1 protein-coding gene is annotated in these 427 nt (G+C 58.5%); it reads left to right on the top strand.

Going from position 1 to position 427, the window contains the following annotated elements; all coding sequences use genetic code 11:
* Window positions 1–168 precede the first annotated feature (168 nt).
* The gene (locus QJT78_RS52175) at window positions 169–321 is read left to right on the top strand and encodes a hypothetical protein (RefSeq protein WP_281460952.1); all 153 of its coding nucleotides are present in this window, start codon (window positions 169–171) and stop codon (window positions 319–321) included.
* Window positions 322–427: the final 106 nt, after the last annotated feature.

Consider the following 427-nt stretch of genomic DNA (forward strand, 5'->3'; position numbering starts at 1 on the left):
CGCCCTCCCGACGCAACGACAAAACCGTAAAGCCCCGCGTTCAGCATAACCCGGCAGGAATCCACTTAAATCCAGCGGGGCGCTGTCCAAACAACCGGGGCCAGCTCTAAACACGGCGCCGAATTTCTTCGGCTCTCCCGCTTCCACACTGGCCAGTGGGCAGGAGAGTTGCTGGTTGCGACGCGCTATTCCAATTGGGAAGTTTACGGCAAAGTGCAGGAAGCCGTGGCAAACGACCCGGAGTTCGCGCAAGTGCAGGCTGACGGAATGAAGATTTCCCAACTACAGGGCCGCAACATCGCCGTTAGCATCGATCTCTAGCCCGTCTTATTCGTAAGAGTGCGCCTGAGGGCTGGCGAGCGTGGTGTAAAGCGCTGATACGGCGTAGGATTCGGTTGTGAAGCCAACCCCATCACCTCCAACCGCG

The sequence above is a fragment of the Bradyrhizobium sp. Mp27 genome (assembly GCF_029953005.1).
GTDB classification, from domain to species: Bacteria; Pseudomonadota; Alphaproteobacteria; order Rhizobiales; family Xanthobacteraceae; genus Bradyrhizobium; species Bradyrhizobium barranii.